Source organism: Kitasatospora sp. NPDC088742, assembly GCF_055584905.1.
In genome coordinates, this window is record NZ_JBVJLD010000023.1 from 84,748 (window position 1) to 109,527 (window position 24,780).

Genomic DNA, 24,780 nt, shown 5'->3' on the forward strand with positions numbered 1-24,780 from the left:
ATCAGTCGTCAACGACACGTTCCGGAAAGGAACTTGGGCGACGAACCGACCCCGCCGCCAACGGCGGGGGTTGCCTGTTGCCGCGAAGATCGCTAGTGTCCCGCTCCATGTACGTCTCCGATCCGCACTGACAGGTCCGGCACCCGCCGCCCGCCGCCCCGCACCACGGGGTCCCGGCGCGGCCCGTCGATCCGTCATGCCCGCGCGCAGCCCGACGTGTTGCGCCGTCCCGTCTGGAGACGTCCTTCCCATGCCTGGCCCCGACCGGGACGACGCGACCTTCCGCGCCGTCCTCACGCTGCCCCACGCCCGCCGACTGTTCACCGCCGCGATGCTGGCCCGGGCCTGTTACGGCCTGCTGCCGCTCCCGCTGCTGCTCGCCCTCCAACAGGCCACCCACTCCTACACCTTGGCCGGTTCCACCGCCGCGGTCTCCGGCCTGGCCACCGCCCTGCTCGGCCCGTACCGGGCCCGCCTGGTGGAGCGTCACCCGCCCGCCCTGACGGTGTTCGCGCTCTGCTACGCCACCCTGCTGACCGCCGTCGCCGTCAGCTGCCTGACCGGCGGGCCGGTGCCGCTCACCCTGGGCCTCGCCGTGCTGGCCGGCATCTGCCCGCCGCCGGTCGGGCCGCTGATGCGCACGCTCTGGGGCCGGCTGGCCCGGGGCGAGGCGCAGCAGCAGGCCGCGCTGAGCCTGGACACGGTGGCCGAGTCCACCGTCTTCGCGCTCGGCCCGGTGCTCGGTGCCCTGCTGGCGGCCGCCGTCTCGCCGCCCCTGGTGGTGCTGCTCTCCGCGCTCATGGTGGTGGTCGGCTTCGGGCTGCTGGCCCGGGCCCTGCGGGGTGCGCCGGAGGCGTTGCGGTCGGCCCGCGCGACGGCCGCCGGCTCCTCGACTCCCCTGCGCCGTCCGGGATTTGTGCCGCTGCTGCTGGTCGTGCTGGCGACCGCCTCGGGGCTGTCGCTGTTCGAGCTCGGCGTGCTGGCCGCCTGGGGAACGGTGGCCGCCGGCGTGCTGGGCACGCTGTTCTCGGTCGGCGGGGTGCTCGGCGGTCTGCTCTACGGACGCCGGGTCTGGCGCGGGCCGCTGACGCGCCGTCCGGTGCTGGTGGCGGCCGGGGCGGCGGCCGCGTACGGGCTGCCGGTGCTGCTGCACTCCGCGCCCACTGCCGGGGTGGCGCTGCTGTTCGCCGGGGCCTGCACCGACGTCCTGCTGATCACCTCCTACCAGCTGGTCGACCGCCTCGTCCCCGACGGCTCCCGCACCGAGGCCGGAGCCTGGGTCAACACCGCCTTCAACCTCGGCGGTGCGGCCGGCTCCGCCCTCGGCGGCATCCTGGTCGACCGGGCCGGCCCCTCGGTGGTCTTCACCGTCACCGCCGCCGTGATCGCCACCTGCGCCCTGCTCTGCGCCCCGGCCCTGACCCGCCGGGCGGCCAACCGCCCGTCGGCGCACGGCGAGACGCCGGTGGCCTCCACCCTCTGAGGGCCCGGATCAGGGCGTCGTCGGTGCGGCGGCGGCGCCCGCCGGGCCGCTCGGAAGAAAATCTTCGCGGGAGGTGTCGATCCGCCGCGGCACCGTTCGACGCACGGGTGAGAGGCGGGGAGTGGCCCCGCCGCCGTACCGATCCGAGGAGCACACCATGCCCCGCTACATGACACTGATCCGCATCGACGAGGAGAAGGCCGCGGCCTTCGAACCCGACCCCGGCTTCGAGGAGCGGATGGGCGCCCTCTTCGAGGAGATCGCCAAGGCCGGGGCGATGCTGGACACCAACGGCCTCAAGCCGACCTCGGAGGGCACCCGGCTGTCCTGGTCGGGCGGGAAGGTCGGCCTGACCGACGGGCCGTTCACCGAGACCCGGGAGGTGGTCGGCGGCTACATCGTCTTCCAGTGCCGGGACAAGGCCGAGGCGGTGGAGTGGACCCGCCGCTTCCTCTCGCTCCACCCGGAGAGCTGGGAGGTCGGCGCCGAGGTCCGCGAGATCGACGAGATGCCGACCCCGCCGGGAGCCTGACCACTCGTCACCGGCCCGGAGGCGCGCCGCGTTGCCGCGCCCCCGGGCGGCTGCTCTGATGGGTGCTCGTGACGGAGGAACGCGGTGCGGCCGGGCGGCGGGACGTGGCGGCGGCGGTCGCGACCGCCTTCGGGATGGAGTCGGCGCGGATCATCGCGACCGTCGCCCGGGTGGTGCGGGACGTCGGCATCGCCGAGGAGCTGGCCCAGGACGCGGTGCCGGACCGCCCGGGGGCCTGGCTGACCGCTGTCGCCCGTAACCGGGCGGTCGACCTGGTCCGGCGGCGCGAGGTGTACGCCCGCAAGCTGGCCGAGGTCGGCCGCGGCCTGGAGGACGTCCCGCCGCCGCCCGACCCCGCCGAGCCGGACGACATCGACGACGACCTGCTGCGGCTGGTCTTCACCGCCTGCCATCCGGTGCTCTCCGCCGAGGCGAGGATCGCCCTGACGCTCCGTCTGGTCGGCGGTCTGACCACGGCCGAGATCGCCCGGGCCTTCCTGGTGGCCGAGCCGACCGTCGCCCAGCGGATCGTCCGGGCCAAGCGCACCATCGCGGCCGCCGGGGTCCCGTTCGAGGTGCCGGCCGGGGAGGAGCGGGCCGGGCGGCTGGCCTCCGTGCTGGAGGTCATCTACCTGGTCTTCAACGAGGGCTACGCGGCGACCGCCGGGGAGGAGCTGCTCCGTCCGGCGCTCTGCGAGGAGGCCGTGCGGCTGGCCCGGGTGCTGGCCGCGCTGATGCCGCAGGAGCCCGAGGTGCACGGTCTGGCCGCCCTGACGGAGCTTCAGGCCGCCCGGCTGCCGGCCCGCACCGGACCGGACGGCGAGCCCGTGCTGCTGGCCGAGCAGAACCGCGCCCGTTTCGACCGGCTGCTGATCCGCCGCGGCACCGCCGCCCTGGCCCGCGCGGGCGTCACCCGCCCGGACGCCGGCCCGTACACCCTCCAGGCCGCCATCGCCGCCTGCCACGTGCTCGCCCCGCGCTGGGCCGACACCGACTGGGCGACCATCACCGGCCTGTACACCCGCCTGGAGGCCCTCAACCCCTCCCCCGTGGTCCGCCTCAACCGGGCCGTCGCGCTCTCCTACGCCCGGGGCCCGGCCGAGGCCCTCGCCCTGGTCGACGCCCTCGCGGCCGAGCCCGCCCTGCGCGGCTACCACCTGCTCCCCAGCGTCCGGGGCGACCTGCTGGCCCGCCTGGACCGGCCGGCCGAGGCCCGCACCGAGTTCGAACGCGCGGCGGGCCTGGCCGGCAACGAGCGCGAACGCGCTCTGCTGCTCGACCGCGTGGCCGGACTGCCCGGCCCCGGCTGATCAAACCACTCCGGGGCGCCGGCGGTCAGGAGGGGGTGCCCGCCGGCGCCGCGTCGGCCGGGGTGCGCAGGGTCGAGGCGACGGCGGCGAGCAGGGCCGCGCCCGGGACGATGCCGGCGACAGTGGCGACGACGGCCTGCGGGAGGCCGGCCCAGGCGAGCGCGAGCCCCGCGGCGCCGCAGAGGCTGAGGACGGCGGCCAGGCGGTTGACGGCGGGCATCCGCCAGACGGCGGCGAGGCCGAAGAAGTGGACGCCGACCACCAGCGCGATCCAGCCGACGGCGGCCTGCGGGTGGTGCAGGAGGCGGGAGATGACGAAGAGTCCGGCCGCACCCACCCCGACCTCGGCGGCCACCACCAGACGGTAGCCGCGGCCGAAGGTGGCGGCGCTGGCCGGGACGGAGGAGCCCCTGCGGCGCAGCAGGGTGAAGAGCCGGACGAAGGCGAGGACCGCCAGGACGCGCAGCGGTATGCCGACGGCGCCGGGCAGGGGGCCGGTGTTGGCCAGGACGAAGACGAGTCCGAAGACGGCACCGATGAGCGGGCCGAGCTGGTTCTTGCGCACGGCGCAGGCTCTCACCCGAGTGGATCATGGTGCAACGGGAATCCCCGCCCGGTTGCCCCGCTGCGCCGGCACCGACGGTTCCTCCATCTGCTCCGGGGCAGTGATCCGATGATTCACCCACGCTCAGAACCCTTGTGTGGAGGGGGTGTTGGCGCTGTCGCCGCGTGGTGGCCGCCGGGGAGGGGTGCACCATGGGACAGCTGGCCAGGATCACTCTGGACGGGGGCGGCTCGATCCTCGTGGAGGCGGCGGACAGCGCCGTCGGCCCGGTGAAGGCCTCCCGCATCGGCGACTCCATCCGGGACCTGCCCACCAGTCTGTCGGCGGCCCTGGGCCCGGTCACCGGGATGGCCCGCACCGTGCTGGCGCACCTGCGCGAGGCGGGCCCCAGCGAGGTGGAGGTCGAGTTCGGCGTGGACCTCTCCGCCGAGGCGGGTGTGGTGATCTCCAAGACCGCGGCCAACTGCCACCTGACGGTGCGGATGGTGTGGAACAAGGAGCATGCGCCATCTTGAGAACCACTGGTCGGGAGGTCTTCCGTGACGTTCGTTCGGGGTGCTCACGATGGTCGTGGGCAGCTGTCTGCGCCGTAGACCGACTGGCAGAGCGGTTTCGCCGGTTCCTGCCCGTTGCCGGTATGCCTTCTTCGATCCGGTCCATGGTGGACCCCGAGTCGCTGGAACGGATCGACGCGCGACGCGCAGAGCTGGACGGACTCGAAGAACAGCTGGTCAAGCAGCTGGAAGAGATACGGGCCGAACAGAGGCAAGACCATCCGGGCCGAACTGCCCCGCCGACCCCGCCTTCGCCGTCCCTGCGGCATGCTCCGGGGCACGCAACAGATCGATCACGGTCGGACCATGCACGTCCAGTCCGTGAAAACCTGATCGCTCGTCAATCAAGGGGTTCCCATGCACGACCGCGTCCCGTCGCTCTTAACCTCAACCGCCGCGATCACCGTGACCGTCATGGCCGCCGCAGTGCTGCTGAGCGGCTGCGGGAGCAATCAGGGCAGTACCGTCGCCACCAGCCCGCCGCCCAGCCCGGCCGCCTCGGCAACCACGGCTACCGCGGCGCCCACTGCCGCCCCCACTGCCGACGCAGCCCAACAGGTCACCAGTTGGTACGAGCAGGGCGGCCAGGCGAAGATCACAGCGCTCACCGACTCGACGCGCAAGACCGCCACGAGCGGCAACGATCCCGTCATGCAGTCCTTGGGCTGCCTCAGCGTGGCCCGGGACGCCACCGCTGCTCAGGCCTACCCGTCCATCCCCGACGCCCAGGCCCAGGCGTCGTGGAGCAAGGCCCTGACGCAGCTGCAGCAAGGCGGCTACATCTGCTCCGACGGGCTGCAGAAGAAGGACACGGCCCGCGCGTCCCAGGGGACGGCCACGATCCAGGACGGCCTGACCGACCTCGCCGCCGCCGTCTCGAGGATCAACGTCGTCCTCCACGAAAGCCGGTGAGCCGTCGCAGCCGGCCCGCGCTCGGGACCGTGACGATCTTGAAGCCGGATGCACTACGCCGGGGCTCACCGCAATGTGGCCAGGTCGGCAGAGCAAAAGCCGACCGCCCCGGAGGGGCGCAGTCCAGGCGCGGGGCCTGTCCGGCGAGCAGGGTGATCACCTCGTCGCGCCAGCGGCGCACGATGGTGGCGGAGATGTCGTTGCCGCCGGCCATGTCGGCCAGCCGCTGATCATGCCGCAGGACAGTCAGCGCGATCACCGCGATCCTGCCTGGTGTCCGGGCCCGGCTCGACGGCGGCGAGGTGGACGACCTGGCGTTCAGCCCGGACGGGCGGACCCTGGCCGTCCCGGACGCGGAGTTGACGGTCCATCTGTGGGACGTGCCGTCCCGGACGTTCCGCCAGGATCTCCGGGAGGCCGGGGTCGGACCGCTGGCCTTCGGCCCCGACGGGCGGACCCTGGCGGCAGGTGGGAGCGACAGCAAGGTGCAGCTGCGGGACACCGGCGCGGCCTCGGCCCGCGGGGTGGTGATGGCCCTGGACGCAGAGCCGGCCCTGGCGACCGACCGCGTCTGCTCGGCCGTCAACCGGGAGCTCACGGAGCAGGAGTGGGCGACGTACCTGCCGGGCGAGCGTCCCCGGCCGCCCTGCCCCGGGGCCACCGCCGCGCGCGAGGCCGGGACGGCGCCGTGGACCGTGCTGTCCTGACGCCCCCTCGGTCCGGGCCGTCCATCCCACCCCCTCGGGCGGTCAGCCGCCGAGGTGCCAGATGGTGCCGTGGCCGGCGTGCAGGGTGAGGGCGAGGACGGCCAGGTCGGCGAGGCCGAGGGTGAGGCCGAGCAGGGCGCGGCCGCGGCGGGTGGTGCCGCGGGTGAGGGCCAGGGTGGCGAGGACCAGGGCGCAGGGGCCGAGGACGAGGTTGAAGAAGAGCAGTCCGAGCAGGCCCAGGACGAAGGAGGCGACGGCCATGCCGTCGGCGTCGCCGCGGGTACGGGTGAGAGTGGTCATGGCGGGCTCCTGGTCAGTGGCGGCGGGTGCGGGCGAGCCGTTCGCGGGCGGCGAAGGCGAGCAGCCAGGCGGTGATGGCGGCGCTGGCGGCGAGGAAGACCGGGCCGGTGGTGTGGACGGCGGCGCCGCCGAGCAGGGCGAGCGCGAGGAGCATGGCGAGGAAGGACATCTGACGGTGCCTCTCGGTCGGCTGTGGGTCCGTGGGAGAAGGGCTGACGTGCAGTCAGCGAACAGTTGGGATGACAAGTGTTCGCTGACATGCCCACTCTACGCTGGTCAAAGTCGGCAAACAGTTGTTTACTGAATGACGTGAGTCACACCCTCGGCCCCCGGCAGGCCCAGAAGCAGCAGTCCCGCCGCGCCCTCCTCGACGCCGGACTGCACCTGCTGGAGGCCCAGAACCTCAGCAGCCTCGGCGTCCGCGAGGTCACCCGGGAGGCCGGCATGTCCCCCGCCGGGTTCTACCGGCACTTCCGCGACATCCCGGACCTGGGCGTCACGCTGGTCGAGGAGTCGCTCGCCAGCCTGCACACGATGGTGCTCACCGTCCTCGCGGGCCCCTCCGACCCGGAGGAGCTGATCGACCGCACCGTCCGGGTGGTGGCCGACCACGTCCGCGAACACCGGTCCCACGTACGCTTCCTGGCGCGCGAACGGCACGGCGGCGTCCGCCCGGTCCGCGAGGCCATCGCCGCCGAACTGGCCCGCTTCGCCGACGAGGTGGCCACCGCCCTGGGAGCCCAGCCCGTCTCCGAGGGGTGGACCGGGGACGACCTGCGGATGCTCGCCGAGCTGTACGTCGAGCACCTGGTGACCACCGCCGCCGCCTTCCTGGACATCCCCGACGGCAGCCCTGGGACGGAGGAGCGGATCGGCCTGCTGGCCCGCCGCCAGCTGCACCTGATCAGCGTGGGCCGCCGCCACTGGCTGGACGACGGACGGAAGTAGACGGAGCGTCAGGCGCTCGCGCGGGTGAGGCGGACGGTCTCCAGGCACTCGGAGACCGCGTCCCGGTTCCGGGTCAGGCAGTCGATCCGCTCCGTCATCCGGTCGCGTTCGTGCTCCAGGGTGGCGAGCATCTCCGGTGTGGCGTCGGTGAAGTGGATGACCCGGGGCTGGTCCTGGCCCACACCGTCCTGTACGCCTACGTCGCCGCCTACCTCACAGACCGCGGGCTCGGCGACCGGACCGACAGCGTGCTGCTGGTCTTCGGCGCCGCCTCATTGCTCGGCATCTGGGCCGTCGGCGCGCGCATCCACCACGCGCTGCGCCGCCTGACCGTGGCGAGCACCCTGGCGGTCGCCCTCGGCACCGGCCTGCTCGCGGCCGCCTCCGGCTCCACCGTCGCGGTCTACGCGGCCGCCGCCCTCTGGGGACTCGGCTGGGGCGGGGTGCCGACCCTGCTGCAGACCGCCGCGGGCCGGGCCGGCGGCCAACTGGCCGACTCCGCCCAGGCGATGCTGGTCACCCTGTGGAACGTGGCGATGGCCGGCGGCGGCGTGCTCGGCGGCCTGCTGCTGGACCGGTTCGGCGCCACCGCCCTGCCCTGGAGCGCCCTCGCCCTGCTGGCCCCGGTGCTGGCCGTGGTCCTGGCCGCCCGTACCCGGGCCTTCCCTTCCGAGAGCCGACCGGCCGGGTGACGGACAGTCATCTCCGCGTCCGCGTCCGCGCCGCCGAGCCGGCCGACACCTGCGAGCGGGCCCGCGCAGGCTTTACCAGACCATGTCCTCCGTTCTTCCTTCCTTCACCCGCGCAGCGGGTACGCGTCAACTGCAGCGCCCTAGGGTTACGCCCGCTCACCCCCCGTGCACTGTCACCCCCTCACCAGGAGGACGGCCATGACTGCCCCTCAGGTCCAGCAGAACCCCAAGCGCAACCGTCGCACCCTCACCGCCATCGGAAGCGCCGTCGCGCTCGCCGCCGGTTCGCTCGGCGTCTGGGCCGCCACCGGCACCGCCGCCCAGGCGGCCACGCTCCCCGCCCCCGACCACATCGTGGTGGTGGTGATGGAGAACCACGCCTACACCCAGGTCATCGGCAGCTCCAGCGCGCCGTACATCAACAACACCCTGAAGGCGGGCGGCGCCAACCTCACCCAGTCCTTCGGTCTGACCCACCCGTCCGAGCCGAACTACTACATGCTGTTCTCCGGCTCCAACCAGGGCCGCACGGACGACAGTTGCGTGGGCGTCGGCTCGATCTCGGCCGCGAACCTGGCCTCCGAGCTGATCGCCGCCGGCAAGACCTGGAAGAGCTACAACGAGGGCCTGCCGTCCCAGGGCTCCACCACCTGTTCCAGCGGCAAGTACGCGCAGAAGCACAACCCGTGGTTCGGCTTCTCCAACGTGCCGACCAACACCGCGCTCACCATGACGCAGTTCCCGAGCGACTACACCACCCTGCCGAAGGTCTCCTTCGTGGTGCCGGACCTGTGCAACGACATGCACGACTGCTCGGTCGGCACCGGTGACAGCTGGATCCAGAACAAGCTCGGCGCGTACGCCACTTGGGCGAAGACCCACAACTCGATGCTGGTCGTCACCTTCGACGAGGACAACCGCCTCTCCGGCAACCGCATCCCGACCGTGTTCTACGGCGAGCACGTCACCCCGGGCAGCTCCACCGCCAGCACCTACAACCACTACAGCGTGCTGCGCACCCTGGAGGACCTGGCGGGCCTGACCACCCACGCGGGCAACGCCGCGACCGCCACCACCATCTCGGGCATCTGGAGCTGACGCCCCGTCCCGCCGCCCCGGGCGCCCACCCGGGGCGGCATCCCCACGCACCACCGGCCACTGACGAGGTGTCACCCGCATGACGCGCACCACCCGCCTGCTCGTCCTCCTGTCCGCCGTCCTGCTGCTCGGCGGGGTCGGCACCGGAGCCGTCCTCTACGCCGCCGACCGCGCGGACCGCAAGGACCAGGAGCAGGTGGGCGGCCCGCCCGTGCGCCCGGGCTCCGTCGCCCTGGGCGGTGGCCGGGGGCAGCTGCTCTTCCGCAACCTCGCCTGGGGCCCGCACCGCGACGAGATCGTCACCGTCCCGGCCGGCGAGCCCACCGGGACCAGGACCTCCTCCGGCCTCAAGTGCCTGCGCTTCCACGCCGCCGCCGGTACCGGCATCTGCCTCCAGGCCGTGCACGGCGCGCTGGACGACACCTACCGCGCCGTCCTCCTCGACGACCACCTCCGCGAGCTCCGCAGCTTCCCGGCAGCCGGCATCCCCTCCCGGGCCCGGGTCTCCCCCTCCGGCCGGCTGGCCGCCTGGACCGTCTTCGTCAGCGGCGACTCCTACGCGGGCAGCAACTTCTCCACCCGGACGGCGATCGTCGACACCCGGGACTGGCGCTACGAGTCCAGCCTGGAGGACTTCGCCTTCCTGGTCGACGGCCACCCCCAGCGCGCCTCCGACCTCAACGTCTGGGGCGTCACCTTCGCCGACGACACCACCTTCTACGCCACCGTCGCCACCGGCGGCACCACCCACCTGGTCCGCGGCGACCTCACCGCCCGCACCCTCACCTCCCTGCACCAGAACGTCGAGTGCCCCTCCCTCTCCCCCGACGGCACCCGGATCGCCTACAAGAAGCGCGTCCCCGGCGCCTCCCCCGACGCCCCGTGGCGCCTGTACGTCCTCGACCTCGCCACCATGGCCGAGACCGCCACCGCCGAACAGCGCAACATCGACGACCAGGCCCTCTGGGCCGACGGCTCCACCCTCGTCTACTCCCTCCCCGGCGAGTACGGCGCCGACCTCTGGACCGTCCCCGCCGACGGCACCGGCGCCCCCACCACCCTGGCGGTCTCCGCCGTAGCCCCGGCCTACCTGCGCTGACGCGCCCTCAGCCGGGCGTGTGCGTCGGGTCTCCGACCCGGTGTCAGGCCCCTCCCTGCGCGGCCCGGTTGATCTCCGGACTGCGCAGGACGTGCGGGCCCCTGCCGTTCCAGCCCGTCACCGCGAGCATGGCGCGGGCGATGTTCTCGGTGGTGGTCACCCGGCCCGGGGCGAGGCGGTACAGCAGGGGGAAGAGCGGCGCGAGCACCGGGTAGAGGCGTCGGTAGGCCGGGGTGCGGGAGGTCTCGCCGTGCATGGCGCGGATGAATCCCGGGCGGAACATGTAGGCGTGGAAGTCCATCGCCAGCAGCTCGTTCTCGGTGCGGCCCTTCACCCGGGCCCACATCAGGCGGCCCTGTTCGGTGCTGTCGGTGCCCTCGCCGGAGACGTAGACGAAGGTCAGCGGGGGCTCCGCCTTCGCGGGCAGGGCCCGGGCGGCGGCAAGGGTGAAGTCGTACGTGATCCGGCGGTACTCCTCCTCGCCCTTGCCGGCGGAGGTGACGCCCAGGCAGAAGAAGCAGGCGTCCACGTCCTCGAATTCCCGCTCCAACGCCGTGAAATCGGCGAAGTCCGCATGCACCAGCGTGCTCAGCTTGGGATGGCTCACCTCCAGCGGCCCCCGCACGACCGCCCGCACGCCGGTCACCCGGTCGTCGAGCAGGCACTCACGCAGCACGCCCTGCCCCACCATGCCGGTGGCGCCGAAGAGGAGTACGTTCACGGGGTTCCTTCCGAGTCGGTGGCCCCCAGTCTGCCCGCTCGGGTGCCCGGCGGCCGGTAATCCCGTGGCGACCGGCCGGGCCGGCCTGGCATCGTGCCGGGCGATGACCGACGACACGATGAACTACCGTCCCGTCAACTCACTGGCCGGCCTGCTGCAACGCGGCCACGGCCACGGCGCCATGGCCGCCCTGGAGCAGCCCGAGGCCGCCGCGCCGCTGGTCCTGGACGGCATCCGCCGCGACTGGCGCTGGGACTCCGTGGACGAGCGCGCGCTCTACCTCGCCCGCCTGGTCCGCGATCTGACGCTCCCGCTCACGCCCGTCCTCGATCTCCTCCATGAGGACGATGACCAGGACCGGACCGACCGGGCGTCCGCCGTCCTGGAGTTGCTCGCCCTCGGCGGCGACGAACAGGCCCGGGACGCGCTCCGCCGCTACGTCCGCGCGGGCACCCACTGGGTGCACGTGCTGGAATCCCTCGCCGAACGGTGGCCGCCCGAGTGGTGGGAGGACCTCGGCGAGGTGGCGCGGGAACGGATCGCCCGGCACCCGGAGCAGCTCTGGCTGACCGAGCCGTGGGCCAGCTTCGGCATCCCGACCCGGGGGTACGGCACACGGCCGGCCCCGCTCGACCTCACCGGCCGGACCGACGCCGAACTCCTCGCCCTGCTCGCCACCCCCGGGGCCGACGGGAAGACAGACGCCCTGCGCGAACTCGCCTGCCGGGAACCGGCGGAGGAACTGCTCGCGCTCGTCCCCTCCCTCACCACCCCGGACGGCCTGCGCCCCCTCCCCCTGCTCTGGCAGGCCGTCGACCACCACGGCCCGCTGGCCGTGCCGGCGGCGCGGCGCTGGATCTGCGACGAGCGGCCGTGGCTGGCCCGGCTCGGCGCCGACGTCCTGGCGGACCACCTGGGCCCCGAGGTGATCCCGCACCTGGTGGCCCAGCTCGCCGAGCAGCGGGCGGCCCGCGCCTGGTGCGGGCCGAATCTGACAGCCCGCCGGCTGGCCAGGTTCGGCCCGGAGGCGGCCGCCGCGGTGGCGGACCTGCGGTGGTTCTGGCTGCGCACCCCGCACTCGTACGAGCGGGCCGCCTACCTGGAGGCGCTGGCGGCCGTCGACCCCGAGGCGAACAGCCTGCCCCGGGTGTACACGTTCTCGCTCTGGGACTGCGAGGACCGCGCCAGGCTGCTCGGCATCACCCACGCGCCGGACAGCCCCGAAGTGCGCGAGCGGCTCGCCGTGCTCCGTGACGACCCGATGGAGGAGCCGGCGGTGCGCGCCGCCGCCGGGGCCCGGCTGGGCGCATGACTTTCCCAAGATTTTTTTGCAAAAACTCTTTGGCAAAGCCCCGGGCCCGTCCTACGCTGCCGGTATGGAGAACGACGACCGGGCCCGGGTGCTCGACCCCGAACGGGACGCGGACGCCCTCAAAGCGCTCACCCACCCCCTGCGGATCCGCCTGCTCGGCCTGCTCCGGCAGGACGGCCCCGCCACCGCGAGCGAACTCGCCGCCGTCACCGGGGAGTCCTCCGCCTCCGCCAGCTACCACCTCCGGGTACTCGCCAAGCACGCCTTCGTCCGCGAGGCCGAGCACCGCGACGGGCGCGAACGCCGCTGGCAGGCCGTCCACGCACTCACCTCCTGGTACTCCGCGGCACTGGCCTCCTCCCCCGCCAACCGGGCGGTGGGCAGCGCCCTCCGGCGCAGCCAACTCGACCACCTGGCACGCTCCTTGGCCCGCTTCGAAGCCGAGGCGGAGGACGGGCGGCTGGGCCCGGAGTGGGCCGGCGCCGACGGAATCGGCGACTGGCTGCCGCGCCTCACCCCCGAGTCCGTCGCCGAGCTCTGGCGGACCCTGGAGAGCAAGGTCACGGAACTGACGGCCCGTGACGCCGAGGACCCGACGGCCACCCAGGTCGTCGTCCTCGCCGCCACCCTGCCGCTGGCCCCGCAGCCCCCGCAGTCCCCGCAGTCCCCGCACGACGTGGGTAGTCCGGCGTGAGCGGCCGTCCGCTCGACGCCCGGACCGCCCGCCGACGCTACGTCACCACCTGCGCCCTGCTCTGGCTCCCGGTCGGACTCACCGTCGCGCCGCTGATCCTGCTGCTCACCTCGCGCGGCCTCCCGCTGGCCACCGTCACCCTGCTGCTCGCCGGGTACTCGATCACCACCGCCCTGCTCGAACTCCCCACCGGCGGCCTCTCCGACGTCCTCGGCCGCCGCGGCGTCCTGGCCTCGGCCGGTCTGCTGAGCACCGGCGCCCTCGCCCTGCTCGCCCTCGGCACCGGCCCCTGGCCGCTCGCCCTGGGCATGGTGCTGATGGGCGCCGCCCGGGCGCTCTTCTCCGGTTCGGTGGAGGCGTGGTACGTCGACACCGCCCGGGCCGCCGACGGCCCCGACGCCGACCTGCGCACCGGCCTGGCCCGGGGCAGCACCGCCACCTCGGCCGCACTCGCCCTCGGCACCCTGCTCGGCGGGGCGATCCCCTGGGCCCTCGGCCTCGGCACCAACCCCGGCGCCGCCCTCACCCGGGCCACCGGAGGCCTACTGCTGCCGCTCTCCGTCCCGCCCCTGACGGGATGTCTGGTCACGCTCGGCTTCGTCCTGTACGTGCTCACCGCCCTGCCCGAGTCGGCCCGGCCGCCCGCCACGCTGCGCGACGCACTCCGCGACGTACCCGCCACCGTCCGGACCGGCCTGCGCCTCGGCCGCCGTGACGCCCTGGTGCGCCGGGTCCTCCTCGGCACGGCCGCCGCCGGCGGGGCCCTGTCCGCCCTCGAACTACTCACACCCGGCCGCGCGGCCGATCTCACCGGGGGCTCGGCCTCCGGCGCCGTGCTCTACGCCGCGCTGGCCTGCGCCGGGTTCATCTGCTCCGCCCTCGGCAGCCAACTCGCCCCGCTCACCGCCCGGTTGGCGGGCAGCGGCGAGCGGGCCGTGTTTCTCGGCCTGGCGGTCGGCGCGGCCGGCCTCGCCCTCCTCGGCCTCACCGCCGCCGCCACCGGCGCCCCCGCCCTAGCCCTCGGCGGCCTCGGATACCTCCTGGTCTACCTCGGCCTCGGCGCGGCCGGCCCCAACGAGAGCGACCTGCTCCATCACCGCATCCCCGACCGCACCCGCGCCACCGTCCTCTCCGTCCAGTCCCTCGCCCTCCAACTCGCGGGCGCCACAACGTCCCTGGCCGTCGGCCACCTCCCCTCCGGCCCCCTCCCCTGGCTCGCCGCAGCCGGCCTCCTGCTCGCCGGAGCACTGCTCTGGACGGGAACCGAGCGCGCCTCGGCACCTACCTCGGCGGCCACCGACGGGCCGACGGCCCGGGTGTCTCCGTAGGCCGGGCCGGCTGCCGGAGTTCCGCCAGCACCGGGTTGGCCGTCAGTTCCGGGTGGGCCGCGCCGAGTTCGGCCGACAACGCGTCCACGAAGGCCTCCCATGCGCTCCTCAGCTCGGGCAGCGAGCAGTGCGCCGTCGAATCCGTGTAGGTCGCGGACACCCGGACCCGCCCGCCGTCGGGCACGAACCGGATCAGCTCGGCGTTCTCGGTGAAACCGATCGCCGATTCCGCTCCGGCGTCCAAGTAGCCCAGGACAAGCCGTAGTTGCCACGCGAAGTCGAGGGCGGGAGTCCACGACCACGGCGGACTCAGGTCGACTCCACCGACCTCGAAGGACAGATCGGACAGGAAGTAGTACCAGCGCAGGTCCGCCCGGCTCACCGTCAAGAGGTCGGCCCCCTCCCGGTGCTCCCGGCCCTGCTCCACGTAGGGGCCCGTCCGGAGGTACTCGATCTCGGTCACTTCCGCCTCCTACGGCCGCTCGACTGGAAAGGCGTTCCGGATCTTCAGTGTCTCCGGGTCAACGTACACCCGGATCGTGTACAGGTCCTTGACCCTGTTCGGGTCCGCGTTCCTGGTCTTGCCGACCACCATGGGGTTGCCCTCCGCGTCGAGGAACTTGAACTCCCAGACCTCGCCGTTGACGTTCGGAGTGTCGAAGACCTGCTTGCCCTTGGAGAGGACGGTGCGGATGAACGCGGCCCGATCGGCCGGCGTCGTGTTCGGCAGGTACTCGGTCTTGGTCACGTCGAGGTTGGTCCCCTCAGGGGTGTGACCTTCCTTGATGTGCGGGTCGTCGATGACGAGCTTGGCGAGGTCGAGCCCGCAGTTCGGGTCCTCCTCGTTGTGCACCAGCACCGGGGTGACACCGGCGAGGACGTAGTAGGTGTGGACGGTGCCGACGGTGAGGTTGTACGCGGGCCGGAGGTCGGTCCAGCTACGGACCGCGAAGATCCGGACCGCCCGTCCGTCGGAGGACCGGACGGTGTCACCGGCCGCGAGGTCGGTCGCGTAACGCCACGCACGGCTGCTCTCCGACCAGTAGCGGTGGTGCGCGGTCGAGGTGATCCTCCCGGTGACCCCGGCCGCCGGAGCGATCGTGAGCTCGGTGAAGTCACGGTCGTCGGGGGTGTAAATCGTGGCCTCGACCGTCTGCGCCCCGGTCACGCCCGACAGCGGATCGGTCGCCGTCACGCGGTCGCCGACCCTGACCTCCTCGATCGGCCGGCTCGTGCCGTCGGCCATCAGCACGGTGGCCCCCGCCGGGAAGCTGTTGGTCTTGTTGCAGGCCCGTCGGACCAGATCCGCGACCTTGGCCTCGTCCTCGAACTTCTTGATCATCCTGGCCGCGTCGGGGTCCACCCGCAGCGCCGCGAGGGCCTCCTTCGTACCGACCCCGTCGACGAGCGAACGCCGGAAGGCACCGACGGCGTCGGCGGTGGCGAGCAGCTTGAGCCGGGCCGCGTCGCCGTAGCCGTTGAGCGTGGCCTGCAGTGCCAGCTTGGCCTGGTCGAGGCCGACCCCCGTCTCGACGGCGAAGCGGAAGGCCGTGACGGCCTTGACGCCCTTGAAGAGGGTCCCGTACGGAATGAAGTTCGACCCGGCCCAGGCGCAGTGCGAGTTGAACCCGGGGTCCTTGAAGCACTGGATGAAGTCACCGGCGAAGAGGGTGAAGATGTTGACGGACCGTGAGCTGCACTGGCCTCGTGTACAGCGGACCTCGACCTTGGAGTACTGCTCCTCGGTCATCTCCACGACGGTGGTGAACTCCACCTTGTCGAGCTGCTGGCTGCTGATGACGAGGGTGTCCCAGACGCTGAACCTGCCCTGACAGGCGGCGATCGAGAGACCGGGCTCCGGGCAGGTCCTCAGGACGTAGTCGATGGTGCCGGTGACCCTGATGGTGTAGGTGACGTCGCAGACGCTGACGCCGGCCGCGTTCTTGTGGAAGTTGTCGTCGGTCCACCAGTCGGCCAGCGTCCCGCTCCTGCCCTTGCTGCAGCGCCCTTCGTCGGACTTGACGACCTCCTGGCTCAGCTCTCCACGCGGCACCGCCTCGACGTAGGAGACCCGGCCGTTGTCGTCGACCACGACCGTGTCGCCCTGCATCTTGCTCTCGGCCGCTTCGGTCTGCTGCTTCGTGGCGACCTGCGCGGCGGCGTCCCGGGCGGCCTGCTCCGCCTCGTCCCTGCTCTTGCCGGCTTCGAGGGCGGAGGCGCCGGCACGGGCTGCGGCATCCTTGGCGTCGTGGGCGTACTCCTTGGCCCGGAGGGCGGACCCCGCGGCGGCCAGGACCGACGCGTCGGCCCTTCGGACCGCGGCGTCGGCACCGGCCGCGGCGGACCTGGCCTGCCGGGCGTAGGCCGCCGCCTGCTCGGCGGACGCCTGGGCCCGGCGGGCGGACTCGGCGGCCTTGGCGGCCCAATCGGCCGCCTGGTCGGCAGAGGAACGTGCCCGTTCCGCATGGCCGTTGGCCTCGTCGGAGGCGCCCCGGGCGGTGGCGTAGGACCGGGCCGCCTCGGCCGCGTACTGGCGGGCGGTGGCCACCTTGCCGTCGATGTCGGCCAGGTAGGAGTTGACGGTCGCGACGTGGGCCGCCGTCAGGGCGTCGCGCTGGCGGGCCTTGGGCAGGCCGCTCTGCAGGAACGGCACCAAGCCGGAGGCCGGGCCGGCCAGGGCGGCCTGGGCGGCGGCCTTGACCTCGGGGCCGCCCGAGGCGAGCGCCTGGTTGACCAGGACCCGGTCGTCCTGCTCCCGGGCGGTGAACTGACCCGTGGTCAGGAAGGCCCGGACGTCGGCGTGGGTCCCGGCCATCGCCCGGTTGGCCGCCTCCTGCACGCCGGGCCCCCCGGACGCCTGGATCTGCGAGAGCAGGACGCGGGCGTCGTGCTCCTGGCCGGGGTAGGCACCGGTGGCCAGGAAGTCACGGACCTGGACGGCGGTGCCGACCGCGGCGGCCTCGGCGGCGAGGCGCTTCTCCAACTTGGTGGAACCCTGGGCGGCAGCGACCACGGCTGAGCGGTCGTCACGTTCCCTGGCCAGGGCCAGACCGCTGCCCAGGAAGGCGAGGACCTCGGCCTCCGTGCCCTCCAGCGCGCCCTGTGCGGCGGCCGCGGTCCACGGCCCACCGGCCTCCAGGAGCCGCACGGCGGCCTGCCGTCCCTTGGCCACCGCGACCGGCTGCGCCACGCCGGCCGTGGTGGCCTCCGCGAGCAGCCGCTCGGTGTCGGCCGCGAGCGCGGACGCCTTGCCCGCCTCCCAGACCGCCTTCCTGGCCTTGGCCTCCTCCTCCCGCGCGGCCTGCTGGGCCTCGGCGAACTGGACGGCCTGCTGGGCGTCCAACCGCTCCTGGTCACCGGCCCGCGCGATGTCGGCGATCTTGTGGGCCTGGGCGGCGGAACTCGCTGCGGAGTCTGCGGCGGCGGCCGATTCGGCGGCGGCCGCCTGGGCGGTGCTCGCGGCGCTCGCCGCTTCGCCGGCGTGCAGGGCAGCGGTGTCGGCAGCGGCCGCCGCGGCCTCGGCGTGGGCGGCGGCGGCGTTGGCGGCGCGCTGGGCCTCGGCCGCGGCGGCGGCGGCCTCGTTGGCGATCCGGGTGGTGGCGGCGGCCGCGCGCCGGGCTTCGGCGGCGGCGGCCTTGGCCTTGGTGGCCTCCTCGCGGGCCCGGTTGGCCGCCTCCTCGGAGACCCCGGACTGCCTGGAGGCCTCGACGGAGGCCTCGGCGGCCGCGTCGGCGTTGGCACTGGCGGAGCTCGCCGCCTCAGCGGCCAGCTTCGCCTGTTGCGCGGCACGCCCGGCCCACTGCGCGGCCTCGCCCGCCGTCCGGGCCTCGGTGGCCGCCTTCCGAGCGGTCACGGCGGCGTCGCGGGCGGCGGCCGCCTTGCTCGCGTCACCGGCGGCGGCCGCGGCAGCGCTCTGGGCCTTCGTGGCCGCTTCGCCGGCCAGGGCCGCGGCCTTCGCCGCGTCAGCGGCGGCGTTCGCGGCTTGGAGAGCCGCCTCGTTGGCCGCCGCGGCGGCGGAGGAGGCGGTCTGCGCGGCCGCGGCGGCCCGGGACGCGGCCGACGCGGCCCGGCCCGCCGCGTTGGAGGCCTTCGACGCCTCGCCCTGGGCGAGCCTGGTCTCCTCGGCGGCTCGCTCGGAGGCCTGCTTGGCGAGTGCGGTCGCGGCCAGCGCCTTGCCGGCCGCGTCCTGCGCGGTCCTGGCCTGCTCGCCGGCCCGGTCCGAGGCGTTCCTGGTCAGGTCGGCGAGCTGAGCGACCGTCAGGGTCTCCTGGTCGTGCGCGGCAGCGGTCTGCCACCCGTAGTGCAGGAAGTCCCGGACGTCCTCGACGCCGCCGGCCATGGCGGCGTTGGCGGCCTTCCGCACCTCGGGGCCGCCCGAGGACTGGAGCTGGGTCAGCTTCACCCGGTCGTCGTGCTCCCGGGCGGTGTACTGGCCCTCGTCGAGGAAGGCCGTTACGTCCGCCGACGAACCGGCCATCGCCTTGTTCGCCGCGTCCTGGACCCCGGGGCCGCCGGCCGCCTGGATCTGCGAGAGCAGCACCCGCTGGTCGTGTTCGAACGCGCTCTTGTAACCCCCGTCCACGAAGGCCTGGACCGCGGCCGCGCCGCCCACCGCCAGCGCGGCGGCCGCCGCCGAGCGGATGCCCGGGCCGGAGACGGCGACCAGTTCCTCCACCCTGGCCCGCAGGTCCTGCTCCGCGGCGGCGGCCCGGCCGGTGGCCACGAAGGCCCGCACCTCCGCGTCCGACCCGACGAGCGCCGACTCGGCGGCCCGCCGCACCGCCGGACCGCCGGAGGTCCAGGCCGCGACGGCGGCCACCCGCTCGGCGACCGGTCCGGTCGGCGGTGCGGTGTCCGCGACGGCCGGCACCGTCAGCAGGCCGGTGAGCAGGCCTCCGGCCGCCAGGCCGGCGGCCAGCCGCCGCCTGACGGTCCCTCTGTTCCGGTCCGGGTACGCGTACCGTTCCACCGCCGACGGTGGCACCGCCTCCGCGGCCGCGGCGGGCACCGCCCCGACCGCACCCGGCAGTGCCGTTCGCCACCGGACCGACCTGCGAAGCTTGCGCATGCATCCTCCAGAACACACCGACGTACGGGGTCAGTTGACGCGCTGGTTCCGGGCAGCGCTCAGAGCAGCTGCCAGGCGTGGTCGTCCTCGTCGCTGCAGGTGTAGAGCGTCAGCCGGGCACCGTCGCCACCCGTGCGCACCCCGGAGACGTCGAGGCACAGACCGCTCTTCACGTTCACGATCCACCCACCACCGCTCGGCCGGGGCACCCGCTTGAAGAGCTGGTTGTCCGCCGAAGTCCCGTCACAGGTGTACTCGTTGACCAACGAACCGAGTTCCACCACACCCCGGTCATGAACATCCAGACAGAGACCGTCCTTCGCATTACGGATGACGAACTGCCCACTCCCGTCGCCCTCCCAGTAGAAGAGCTGGTTGTCCACCGACGACCCCACACAGGTGTACTGACCCACCGGCGCACCGATCCACCCCGGACCCAGATCCGGAACGTCCACACACTTCCCCGTCACGGTGTTCGCCAGCAAATACGGCCCCGCCGCCGTGACCGTCGTCCAGATGTGGTCGTCCTCGTCGCTGCAGGTGTAGAGCGTCAGCCGGGCACCGTCGCCACCCGTGCGCACCCCGGAGACGTCGAGGCACAGACCGCTCTTCACGTTCACGATCCACCCACCACCGCTCGGCCGGGGCACCCGCTTGAAGAGCTGGTTGTCCGCCGAAGTCCCGTCACAGGTGTACTCGTTGACCAACGAACCGAGTTCCACCACACCCCGGTCATGAACATCCAGACAGAGACCGTCCTTCGCATTACGGATGACGAACTGCCCACTCCCGTCGCCCTCCCAGTAGAAGAGCTGGTTGTCCACCGACGACCCCACACAGGTGTACTGACCCACCGGCGCACCGATCCACCCCGGACCCAGATCCGGAACGTCCACACACTTCCCCGTCACGGTGTTCGCCAGCAGATACGGCCCCGCCGAGGTGGTGGTGCTCACCCATGCCGCCAGGTCGTCCGCCCGATCGGCGTGCGCCCCGGTGCGGGTCTCAGCGGGGTCGGCGCCGAGACAACCCGCCTGCCAGGAAAGGGAGATGACACCGACCAGCTGGGTCGCACCGTCCGTCCCGCGCAGTAGTGGGGCGCCGGCATCGCCTTGGCAGACCCGGTCGGCCGAGGTCTTGGCCGCGAGGTCGAGGCCCGTGGCGGCGACCGCACCCGTGGTGAAGGCCGAGGTGTGCGGCAGCTTCGGCAGCCACTCCGTTGCGGTGCGACCGAGGCCGACCACGCGGAGGTCCTCGCCCGTGGCCGGTGCCGTGGTGGCGACGGCGACGGGGGTGACGGTCGCGACGGACTCGGCGAGGCGGGCCAGGACGAGGTCGCGGCCGGAACGGGGGACGAGCTCGACGACCTCGATGCTGCGGCCGTTGACGGCTGCGGTGCTCGGCTGCCGGGGCGCACCGGGGAGGACGGCGTTCGCGGTGGCGGCCCCGTCGGGCCGGTCGGGCTGGTCGGTGAAGCAGCCGGCCGCCGACAACAGCCACTGCGGCGCGACCAGCGTGGCGGTACAGCGGTGCGCACCCGGGAGGCCGGGCCGGCCGACGGTGACCGTGGCGACCGCGGACGGAGCGGCTCCGACCGGGGTCGGGGCCGCCACCGGCCCGTCTGTGGCGGTCAGTTCGAGCAGGGTGGTGCCGTCGGAGGAGGCGCCCTCCCCGACGGGGGTGTAGTAATTCTTCCGGATGTCGACGCCCGTGGTCGCGCCGTTGGCGCTCAGGGTGGCTCTGACGGTGTGGTCGTCGCCCTTGATGCTGTAGACCTGCGGCAGCTCCAACGCCAGGTACCCGGTGGGGCCGGCGACCCGGAGGCAGATCTTGGCCGGGCCCGGGTCGAGGCTACGGCTGAAGACCTCCAGCAGGCTGCCCTGCGAGGAGCAGTCGGCCAGCAGGATGTTGCCGTCGCCCGACTTCAACCTCACGTGCTGCTGTTCGAGGATCCGGGCCGCCCCCGGATACCCGTACCCCTCCACCGCCGACGGCGCGGTCTCCGCCACGGCGGCGGCCGGCACCGATCCGGCGACGGCCGGCAGCGCCAGTGCTGCGGCCATGGCCATGGCCACGGCCAGAGGCCAGGCCCACGTTCGACTCGTCCGCACGCGTTCCCCCCGGAAGACGACATGCCGGAGGAGCACTCACGCGCCCCCCGCGGCTGAGCAAGATTGCCAGAGGGAAGCTATCGACTGACCGTGTACACGTAAAGGGCACCGGGGAAGACGACATCCACTGTTCGCCCGGGGCGGGCCCCGCTGGGGTCAGGCCAGGAGGTGGCGCAGGACCGCCGCGTGGGCGGCGGTGACGGCCTGAGCCGCCGCCGGGAAGGCGTCGACGATGGGGGGCGCACGCGCGAGCGCCCCACGCCGCCAGGGCAAGGGTTCTGACGCCACGTCACCCGGCTGGTGTCGGTGGTGGCTGGTAGAAATGGGGAAGGCCCGTGCCAACGGGCGGGGCAGTGGGGAGGGGCAGGATGACGACGGTTGTGCGCCGTTCGATCGCTGCGGCCACGACGGTCGTGGTCGGTGCGGTGTCCGGGTACGCGACCAATGTGGTCACCGACGACGCCGGTGCGGGGTGGTGGGTCGCGCTGGCGGTGTCGGTGCTGATCGGGGTGGGTCTGCAGGTGTACCTGACGACGTCCTCGGCGGACGCTGCGGTGCCCGTGACCGCGTCCGGGCCGGGGTCGATCGCGGTCGGCGGCACCAGTAGTGGCACCTTGCGCACGAAGGTGAAGGGCGTGGCCGCCTCGGCCTCCGGCGCCGTGCCGCCCCGGGGCGGGGTCTCCGCCACCGAGCCGGGTTCGGTGGCGGTGGGCAAGGACGCGGAGGGCCCGATCGAGACCGACGTCACGGAGTGAGGCCAGCACCGAGAGTCCGGGCCGACGGGGCGAGCGCCGTCGCGATCGGCGGGGACGCCCACGGGCCGATCCTCACCAACCCGGTGTTCCACGTCTACCCCGCACCGGAGCGGGCCCCGGCCCTCCCCCGGACGCTGCCGCCGCAGCCGGCGGACTTCACCGGGCGGGAGGAGGAGATCGCCCGGATCCTCGGCCCGGTGGGGGCCGACGTGGTGGGGGCGGACCGGGTGGTGGTGATCTCCGGCAAGCCGGGCGTCGGCAAGACCGCCCTCGCGCTGCACCTGGCACACCACCCGGACGGCGACTTCCCCGACGGCCGGCTCTACGCCGACCTGCGCGGCATGGCCGACCGTCCGGCCGCGCCGGAGGACGTGATGGCCCGGTTCCTGCTCGCCCTCGGCACCCCGCAGGCCGAACTCCCGGGCGATCCGGACCAGTTGCTCGACATATACCGGCTGGCCCTGGCCGGCCGCCGCACGCTGCTGGTGCTCGACAACGCCGCGGAGGAGCAGCAGGTCCGCCCGCTGCTCCCGCCCGGGGGCGGCGGGGCGCTGGTGCTGATCACCAGCCGCAGCCGGCTGGTCGGCCTGGAGGGTGCGCACCGACTCGACCTGGACACCTTCTCCCCCGGGACGGCCCTGCGCTTCCTCCGGCAGGTCTGCGGCGCCGAGCGGATCGACCACGACCTGCCCGCCGCCGAGGAGGTGGTCGGCCACTGCGGCGGGCTCCCGCTGGCCCTGCGGATCACCGCCAACCGTCTGGTGACCAACCCCCGGCTGAGCACTGCGGCCCTGGTCCGCGAGCTGCGCGACGAACACGAGCGCCTGGAGGCCCTGGAAGCCGGCGATCTGACGGTCCGTGCGGCCTTCGGCCTCTCCTACCGCAAGCTCAACAAGGCTGCCCGGAGCACCTTCCGTCACCTCTCCCAGGTACCGGGCGAGGACTTCGGCCCCGGCATCTGCGCCGCCCTTACCGACCGCGGCCCGCGTCAGGCGGCCAGGGAACTCCGCAAGCTGGCCGAGGCAAACCTCGTCGAACCCGCCCCCAGGGACGGGCGCTACCGGCTCCACGACCTGCTCCGCCTGTACTCGAGGGAGCAACTCGCCGATAAGAAACCCGCGTTGGCCTCCGCCGCCGCACAGCGAATGTACGACTGGTACCTCCGCTCGGCCGGCAAGGCACTGCACCTCCTCAACGGAATTCCTCTTCCCCCGGTGCTCACGCAGGACCCGACCAGTGAGATCCACACGGCGGAGGACGCTGCCTGCTGGGCCGAGGAGAACCGCTCCGGCGCGATCTCCGCCGCACGGCGGCTGCTCCCGCTGGCGGATGCCGAAAGTACCGTCGGCTTCGCCGCCGCACTGGCGGGGGTCTACGAGGTGACCGGCCACTGGCGCGAGTGGGCAGAGTCGATCACGGTCGGCACCGAGGCCGCCGAGGCAGTGAGCAATCCCCGTCTCCGCGCCGTGTTCCTCATGCAGCGGGCCAACCTCGCGCGTGCCCGCCGGGAGTTCCGGACCGCCCTCGAGGTGGCCCAGGAGGTCAGCGCCCAGGCGGAGGACCTGAACGCCCCGGGGCTGCTCGCCGACGCGGTCAACCTCGTGGGCAGTCTCCACATGGACCTCGGCGACACGGTGCGTGCTCGTCCGCTCTTGGAGCGGAGCCTGCGGCTCTGGGAGCAGCTCGGCAACCGGCACCAGGCCAGCAAGGTGCTGTTCAACCTGGGCACCGTCCACCGGGAGCAGGGGGACTTCGGCACAGCCATCGAGTACTTCCGCAATGATCTGCGGATCTGCGAGGAGGTGCAGGACGCGCCGGGCACGGCCGAAGCGCTCAACACGCTGGCGCTGACCCTCCTCGACATCGACGACGCGGCGACCGCCGAGCAGTACCAGCTCAGGGCCCTCGAAATCTTCCGGCAGATCGGAAACCGCTACAAGGAGAGCATGGTCCTCAACGACCTGGCCGTGACGTTCCATTACCAGGGGAGGCACGAGGAGGCCCTCGGCAAGCACCTGGAGGACATCGCGCTCTGCCATCGGCTCGGACACCACCTCGGCGAGGCACTGGCCAGGTCGAACGTGGCCGGCATCCTCACCGTCCTCGGCCGGCCCGAGGAGGCGCTCCCCTTCATCGACGAGGCGGTCGCCGTCTTCACCGAGCTGGGCGACGAACAGCGGCTGTCCCAGAGCCTGGGCGGCAGATCGACCGTGCTCTTCGGTCTCGGGCGGGATGACGAAGCCGCGCGGTCGGCCCTACGTGCGCTTGAGATCATGAACCGCCACGGATGGATCAAGGGCCGCGCGGAGCTTCACTTCAACCTGGCGACCGGGTACGAGGAGGCGGGCCGCCACCAGGAGACCCTCGACCATGCCGAGGCGTTCCTCTCCCTGCACCGCCAACCCTCCGAGCCACGCCGAGCGGCCGCCCTGGAGATGGCCCGCGAGGCCGCAGCCGGGCTGGGCGACGAGGCCAGGAGCCGGCGCTACGAGGAGCTGCTGTCCGCCCCCATCGAGTCCTGACCCTCCGTCAGCAGGTGGCGCAGCACCGCCGTGTGGGCGGCGGTGACGGCGTGGCGGGAGGCGGGGGTG

General features: G+C 73.4%; 23 protein-coding genes and 1 pseudogene. 15 read left to right on the top strand and 9 right to left on the bottom strand.

What is annotated here, in order from left to right; all coding sequences use genetic code 11:
• Positions 1-250: 250 nt before the first annotated feature.
• From ACZ6ZR_RS19590 to ACZ6ZR_RS19600, 3 genes are all read left to right on the top strand, one after another.
• Positions 251-1,483, top strand: coding sequence for an MFS transporter (locus ACZ6ZR_RS19590; protein ID WP_465643929.1), 1,233 nt, complete (start codon positions 251-253; stop codon positions 1,481-1,483).
• A gap of 157 nt (positions 1,484-1,640) precedes the next feature.
• The gene (locus tag ACZ6ZR_RS19595) at positions 1,641-2,015 is read left to right on the top strand and encodes a YciI family protein (RefSeq protein ID WP_465643931.1); all 375 of its coding nucleotides are present in this window, start codon (positions 1,641-1,643) and stop codon (positions 2,013-2,015) included.
• A 134-nt stretch (positions 2,016-2,149) separates the two neighbouring features.
• Positions 2,150-3,325, top strand: a complete 1,176-nt coding sequence (locus tag ACZ6ZR_RS19600) for an RNA polymerase sigma factor (RefSeq protein ID WP_465643992.1) — start codon at positions 2,150-2,152, stop codon at positions 3,323-3,325.
• A gap of 25 nt (positions 3,326-3,350) precedes the next feature.
• On the opposite strand, the gene ACZ6ZR_RS19605 is transcribed toward ACZ6ZR_RS19600, so the two are convergent.
• Positions 3,351-3,890, bottom strand: coding sequence for a hypothetical protein (locus tag ACZ6ZR_RS19605; RefSeq protein WP_465643933.1), 540 nt, complete (start codon positions 3,888-3,890; stop codon positions 3,351-3,353).
• A 191-nt stretch (positions 3,891-4,081) separates the two neighbouring features.
• On the opposite strand from ACZ6ZR_RS19605, the gene ACZ6ZR_RS19610 reads away from it, so the two are divergent.
• Positions 4,082-4,405: a CU044_2847 family protein gene (locus ACZ6ZR_RS19610; RefSeq protein WP_465643935.1), complete on the top strand. Its 324-nt coding sequence runs from the start codon at positions 4,082-4,084 to the stop codon at positions 4,403-4,405.
• 396 nt (positions 4,406-4,801) lie between these two features.
• Complete coding sequence (locus tag ACZ6ZR_RS19615) at positions 4,802-5,356, top strand: hypothetical protein (RefSeq protein ID WP_465643937.1); 555 nt, start codon at positions 4,802-4,804, stop codon at positions 5,354-5,356.
• On the opposite strand, the gene ACZ6ZR_RS19620 is transcribed toward ACZ6ZR_RS19615, so the two are convergent.
• The gene (locus tag ACZ6ZR_RS19620) at positions 5,328-5,615 is read right to left on the bottom strand and encodes a hypothetical protein (protein WP_465643939.1); all 288 of its coding nucleotides are present in this window, start codon (positions 5,613-5,615) and stop codon (positions 5,328-5,330) included. The two genes, ACZ6ZR_RS19615 and ACZ6ZR_RS19620, sit on opposite strands and share 29 nt — an antisense overlap.
• Positions 5,616-5,658: 43 nt before the next feature.
• Here ACZ6ZR_RS19620 and ACZ6ZR_RS19625 point away from each other — a divergent pair, with 43 nt between their 5' ends.
• The gene (locus ACZ6ZR_RS19625; protein ID WP_465643941.1) at positions 5,659-6,063 is read left to right on the top strand and encodes a WD40 repeat domain-containing protein; all 405 of its coding nucleotides are present in this window, start codon (positions 5,659-5,661) and stop codon (positions 6,061-6,063) included.
• Positions 6,064-6,105: 42 nt separating this feature from the next.
• Here the strand turns inward: ACZ6ZR_RS19625 and ACZ6ZR_RS19630 are convergent, their stop codons facing one another.
• Together ACZ6ZR_RS19630 and ACZ6ZR_RS19635 are read right to left on the bottom strand one after the other, a co-directional pair.
• Positions 6,106-6,363 (bottom strand): hypothetical protein, encoded by a 258-nt coding sequence (locus ACZ6ZR_RS19630; protein WP_465643943.1) that lies wholly within the window; start codon positions 6,361-6,363, stop codon positions 6,106-6,108.
• Positions 6,364-6,376: 13 nt separating this feature from the next.
• Positions 6,377-6,532 (bottom strand): hypothetical protein, encoded by a 156-nt coding sequence (locus tag ACZ6ZR_RS19635; RefSeq protein WP_465643945.1) that lies wholly within the window; start codon positions 6,530-6,532, stop codon positions 6,377-6,379.
• A gap of 140 nt (positions 6,533-6,672) precedes the next feature.
• Here ACZ6ZR_RS19635 and ACZ6ZR_RS19640 point away from each other — a divergent pair, with 140 nt between their 5' ends.
• Positions 6,673-7,311 carry a TetR family transcriptional regulator gene (locus tag ACZ6ZR_RS19640; RefSeq protein WP_465643947.1) on the top strand — a complete coding sequence of 213 codons (639 nt, stop codon included), beginning with the start codon at positions 6,673-6,675 and terminating at the stop codon, positions 7,309-7,311.
• Between the two features lie 8 nt (positions 7,312-7,319).
• Here the strand turns inward: ACZ6ZR_RS19640 and ACZ6ZR_RS19645 are convergent.
• Positions 7,320-7,484: pseudogene (locus ACZ6ZR_RS19645) on the bottom strand (MerR family transcriptional regulator); the annotation flags it as partial.
• On the opposite strand from ACZ6ZR_RS19645, the gene ACZ6ZR_RS19650 reads away from it, so the two are divergent.
• The 3 genes from ACZ6ZR_RS19650 (at position 7,464) to ACZ6ZR_RS19660 (ending at position 10,200) form a co-directional block, all read left to right on the top strand.
• Positions 7,464-8,003, top strand: a complete 540-nt coding sequence (locus ACZ6ZR_RS19650) for an MFS transporter (protein ID WP_465643949.1) — start codon at positions 7,464-7,466, stop codon at positions 8,001-8,003. The pseudogene ACZ6ZR_RS19645 and the gene ACZ6ZR_RS19650 sit on opposite strands and share 21 nt — an antisense overlap.
• A gap of 198 nt (positions 8,004-8,201) precedes the next feature.
• Complete coding sequence (locus ACZ6ZR_RS19655) at positions 8,202-9,101, top strand: alkaline phosphatase family protein (RefSeq protein ID WP_465643950.1); 900 nt, start codon at positions 8,202-8,204, stop codon at positions 9,099-9,101.
• 79 nt (positions 9,102-9,180) lie between these two features.
• Entirely contained in the window at positions 9,181-10,200 is a 1,020-nt protein-coding gene (locus ACZ6ZR_RS19660; RefSeq protein ID WP_465643952.1) for a TolB family protein, read from the top strand.
• A gap of 43 nt (positions 10,201-10,243) precedes the next feature.
• Here ACZ6ZR_RS19660 and ACZ6ZR_RS19665 read toward each other — a convergent pair whose 3' ends face one another.
• The gene (locus ACZ6ZR_RS19665) at positions 10,244-10,921 is read right to left on the bottom strand and encodes an NAD(P)H-binding protein (RefSeq protein ID WP_465643954.1); all 678 of its coding nucleotides are present in this window, start codon (positions 10,919-10,921) and stop codon (positions 10,244-10,246) included.
• A gap of 103 nt (positions 10,922-11,024) precedes the next feature.
• Between ACZ6ZR_RS19665 and ACZ6ZR_RS19670 the strand changes: the two genes are divergently transcribed.
• The 3 genes from ACZ6ZR_RS19670 to ACZ6ZR_RS19680 all read left to right on the top strand — a co-directional run bounded on the left by ACZ6ZR_RS19670 (position 11,025) and on the right by ACZ6ZR_RS19680 (position 14,255).
• On the top strand, positions 11,025-12,233 hold the full coding sequence (locus ACZ6ZR_RS19670; RefSeq protein WP_465643955.1) for a hypothetical protein: 1,209 nt from the start codon (positions 11,025-11,027) through the stop codon (positions 12,231-12,233).
• A gap of 64 nt (positions 12,234-12,297) precedes the next feature.
• The gene (locus tag ACZ6ZR_RS19675; RefSeq protein WP_465643957.1) at positions 12,298-12,927 is read left to right on the top strand and encodes a helix-turn-helix domain-containing protein; all 630 of its coding nucleotides are present in this window, start codon (positions 12,298-12,300) and stop codon (positions 12,925-12,927) included.
• A complete protein-coding gene (locus tag ACZ6ZR_RS19680) occupies positions 12,924-14,255 on the top strand; it encodes an MFS transporter (protein ID WP_465643959.1) in 1,332 nt (443 codons plus the stop codon). The genes ACZ6ZR_RS19675 and ACZ6ZR_RS19680 overlap by 4 nt, the downstream gene beginning before the upstream one ends.
• Here the strand turns inward: ACZ6ZR_RS19680 and ACZ6ZR_RS19685 are convergent.
• From ACZ6ZR_RS19685 to ACZ6ZR_RS19695, 3 genes are read right to left on the bottom strand one after another with little or no spacing between them, the layout of a single operon-like run.
• Entirely contained in the window at positions 14,209-14,718 is a 510-nt protein-coding gene (locus ACZ6ZR_RS19685; RefSeq protein ID WP_465643960.1) for a hypothetical protein, read from the bottom strand. The genes ACZ6ZR_RS19680 and ACZ6ZR_RS19685 overlap by 47 nt on opposite strands.
• Positions 14,719-14,727: 9 nt before the next feature.
• Positions 14,728-19,323 (bottom strand): polymorphic toxin-type HINT domain-containing protein, encoded by a 4,596-nt coding sequence (locus ACZ6ZR_RS19690; RefSeq protein ID WP_465643962.1) that lies wholly within the window; start codon positions 19,321-19,323, stop codon positions 14,728-14,730.
• A gap of 59 nt (positions 19,324-19,382) precedes the next feature.
• Positions 19,383-21,386 carry an RICIN domain-containing protein gene (locus ACZ6ZR_RS19695; RefSeq protein ID WP_465643964.1) on the bottom strand — a complete coding sequence of 668 codons (2,004 nt, stop codon included), beginning with the start codon at positions 21,384-21,386 and terminating at the stop codon, positions 19,383-19,385.
• Positions 21,387-21,802: 416 nt separating this feature from the next.
• Between ACZ6ZR_RS19695 and ACZ6ZR_RS19700 the strand changes: the two genes are divergently transcribed.
• Positions 21,803-22,189, top strand: a complete 387-nt coding sequence (locus tag ACZ6ZR_RS19700) for a hypothetical protein (RefSeq protein WP_465643966.1) — start codon at positions 21,803-21,805, stop codon at positions 22,187-22,189.
• Positions 22,186-24,711: an ATP-binding protein gene (locus tag ACZ6ZR_RS19705; RefSeq protein ID WP_465643968.1), complete on the top strand. Its 2,526-nt coding sequence runs from the start codon at positions 22,186-22,188 to the stop codon at positions 24,709-24,711. The genes ACZ6ZR_RS19700 and ACZ6ZR_RS19705 overlap by 4 nt, the downstream gene beginning before the upstream one ends.
• The last annotated feature ends 69 nt before the right edge of the window (positions 24,712-24,780 follow it).

Coding starts and splice junctions, on each gene's coding strand:
- ACZ6ZR_RS19630 (WP_465643943.1), bottom strand. CDS start 6,363: ATGACCACTCTCACCCGTACCCGCGGCGACGCCGACGGCATGGCCGTC.
- ACZ6ZR_RS19600 (WP_465643992.1), top strand. CDS start 2,150: ATGGAGTCGGCGCGGATCATCGCGACCGTCGCCCGGGTGGTGCGGGAC.
- ACZ6ZR_RS19690 (WP_465643962.1), bottom strand. CDS start 19,323: ATGCGCAAGCTTCGCAGGTCGGTCCGGTGGCGAACGGCACTGCCGGGT.
- ACZ6ZR_RS19660 (WP_465643952.1), top strand. CDS start 9,181: ATGACGCGCACCACCCGCCTGCTCGTCCTCCTGTCCGCCGTCCTGCTG.
- ACZ6ZR_RS19610 (WP_465643935.1), top strand. CDS start 4,082: ATGGGACAGCTGGCCAGGATCACTCTGGACGGGGGCGGCTCGATCCTC.
- ACZ6ZR_RS19655 (WP_465643950.1), top strand. CDS start 8,202: ATGACTGCCCCTCAGGTCCAGCAGAACCCCAAGCGCAACCGTCGCACC.
- ACZ6ZR_RS19675 (WP_465643957.1), top strand. CDS start 12,298: ATGGAGAACGACGACCGGGCCCGGGTGCTCGACCCCGAACGGGACGCG.
- ACZ6ZR_RS19590 (WP_465643929.1), top strand. CDS start 251: ATGCCTGGCCCCGACCGGGACGACGCGACCTTCCGCGCCGTCCTCACG.
- ACZ6ZR_RS19700 (WP_465643966.1), top strand. CDS start 21,803: ATGACGACGGTTGTGCGCCGTTCGATCGCTGCGGCCACGACGGTCGTG.
- ACZ6ZR_RS19615 (WP_465643937.1), top strand. CDS start 4,802: ATGCACGACCGCGTCCCGTCGCTCTTAACCTCAACCGCCGCGATCACC.
- ACZ6ZR_RS19670 (WP_465643955.1), top strand. CDS start 11,025: ATGACCGACGACACGATGAACTACCGTCCCGTCAACTCACTGGCCGGC.
- ACZ6ZR_RS19595 (WP_465643931.1), top strand. CDS start 1,641: ATGCCCCGCTACATGACACTGATCCGCATCGACGAGGAGAAGGCCGCG.
- ACZ6ZR_RS19695 (WP_465643964.1), bottom strand. CDS start 21,386: ATGGCCGCAGCACTGGCGCTGCCGGCCGTCGCCGGATCGGTGCCGGCC.
- ACZ6ZR_RS19635 (WP_465643945.1), bottom strand. CDS start 6,532: ATGTCCTTCCTCGCCATGCTCCTCGCGCTCGCCCTGCTCGGCGGCGCC.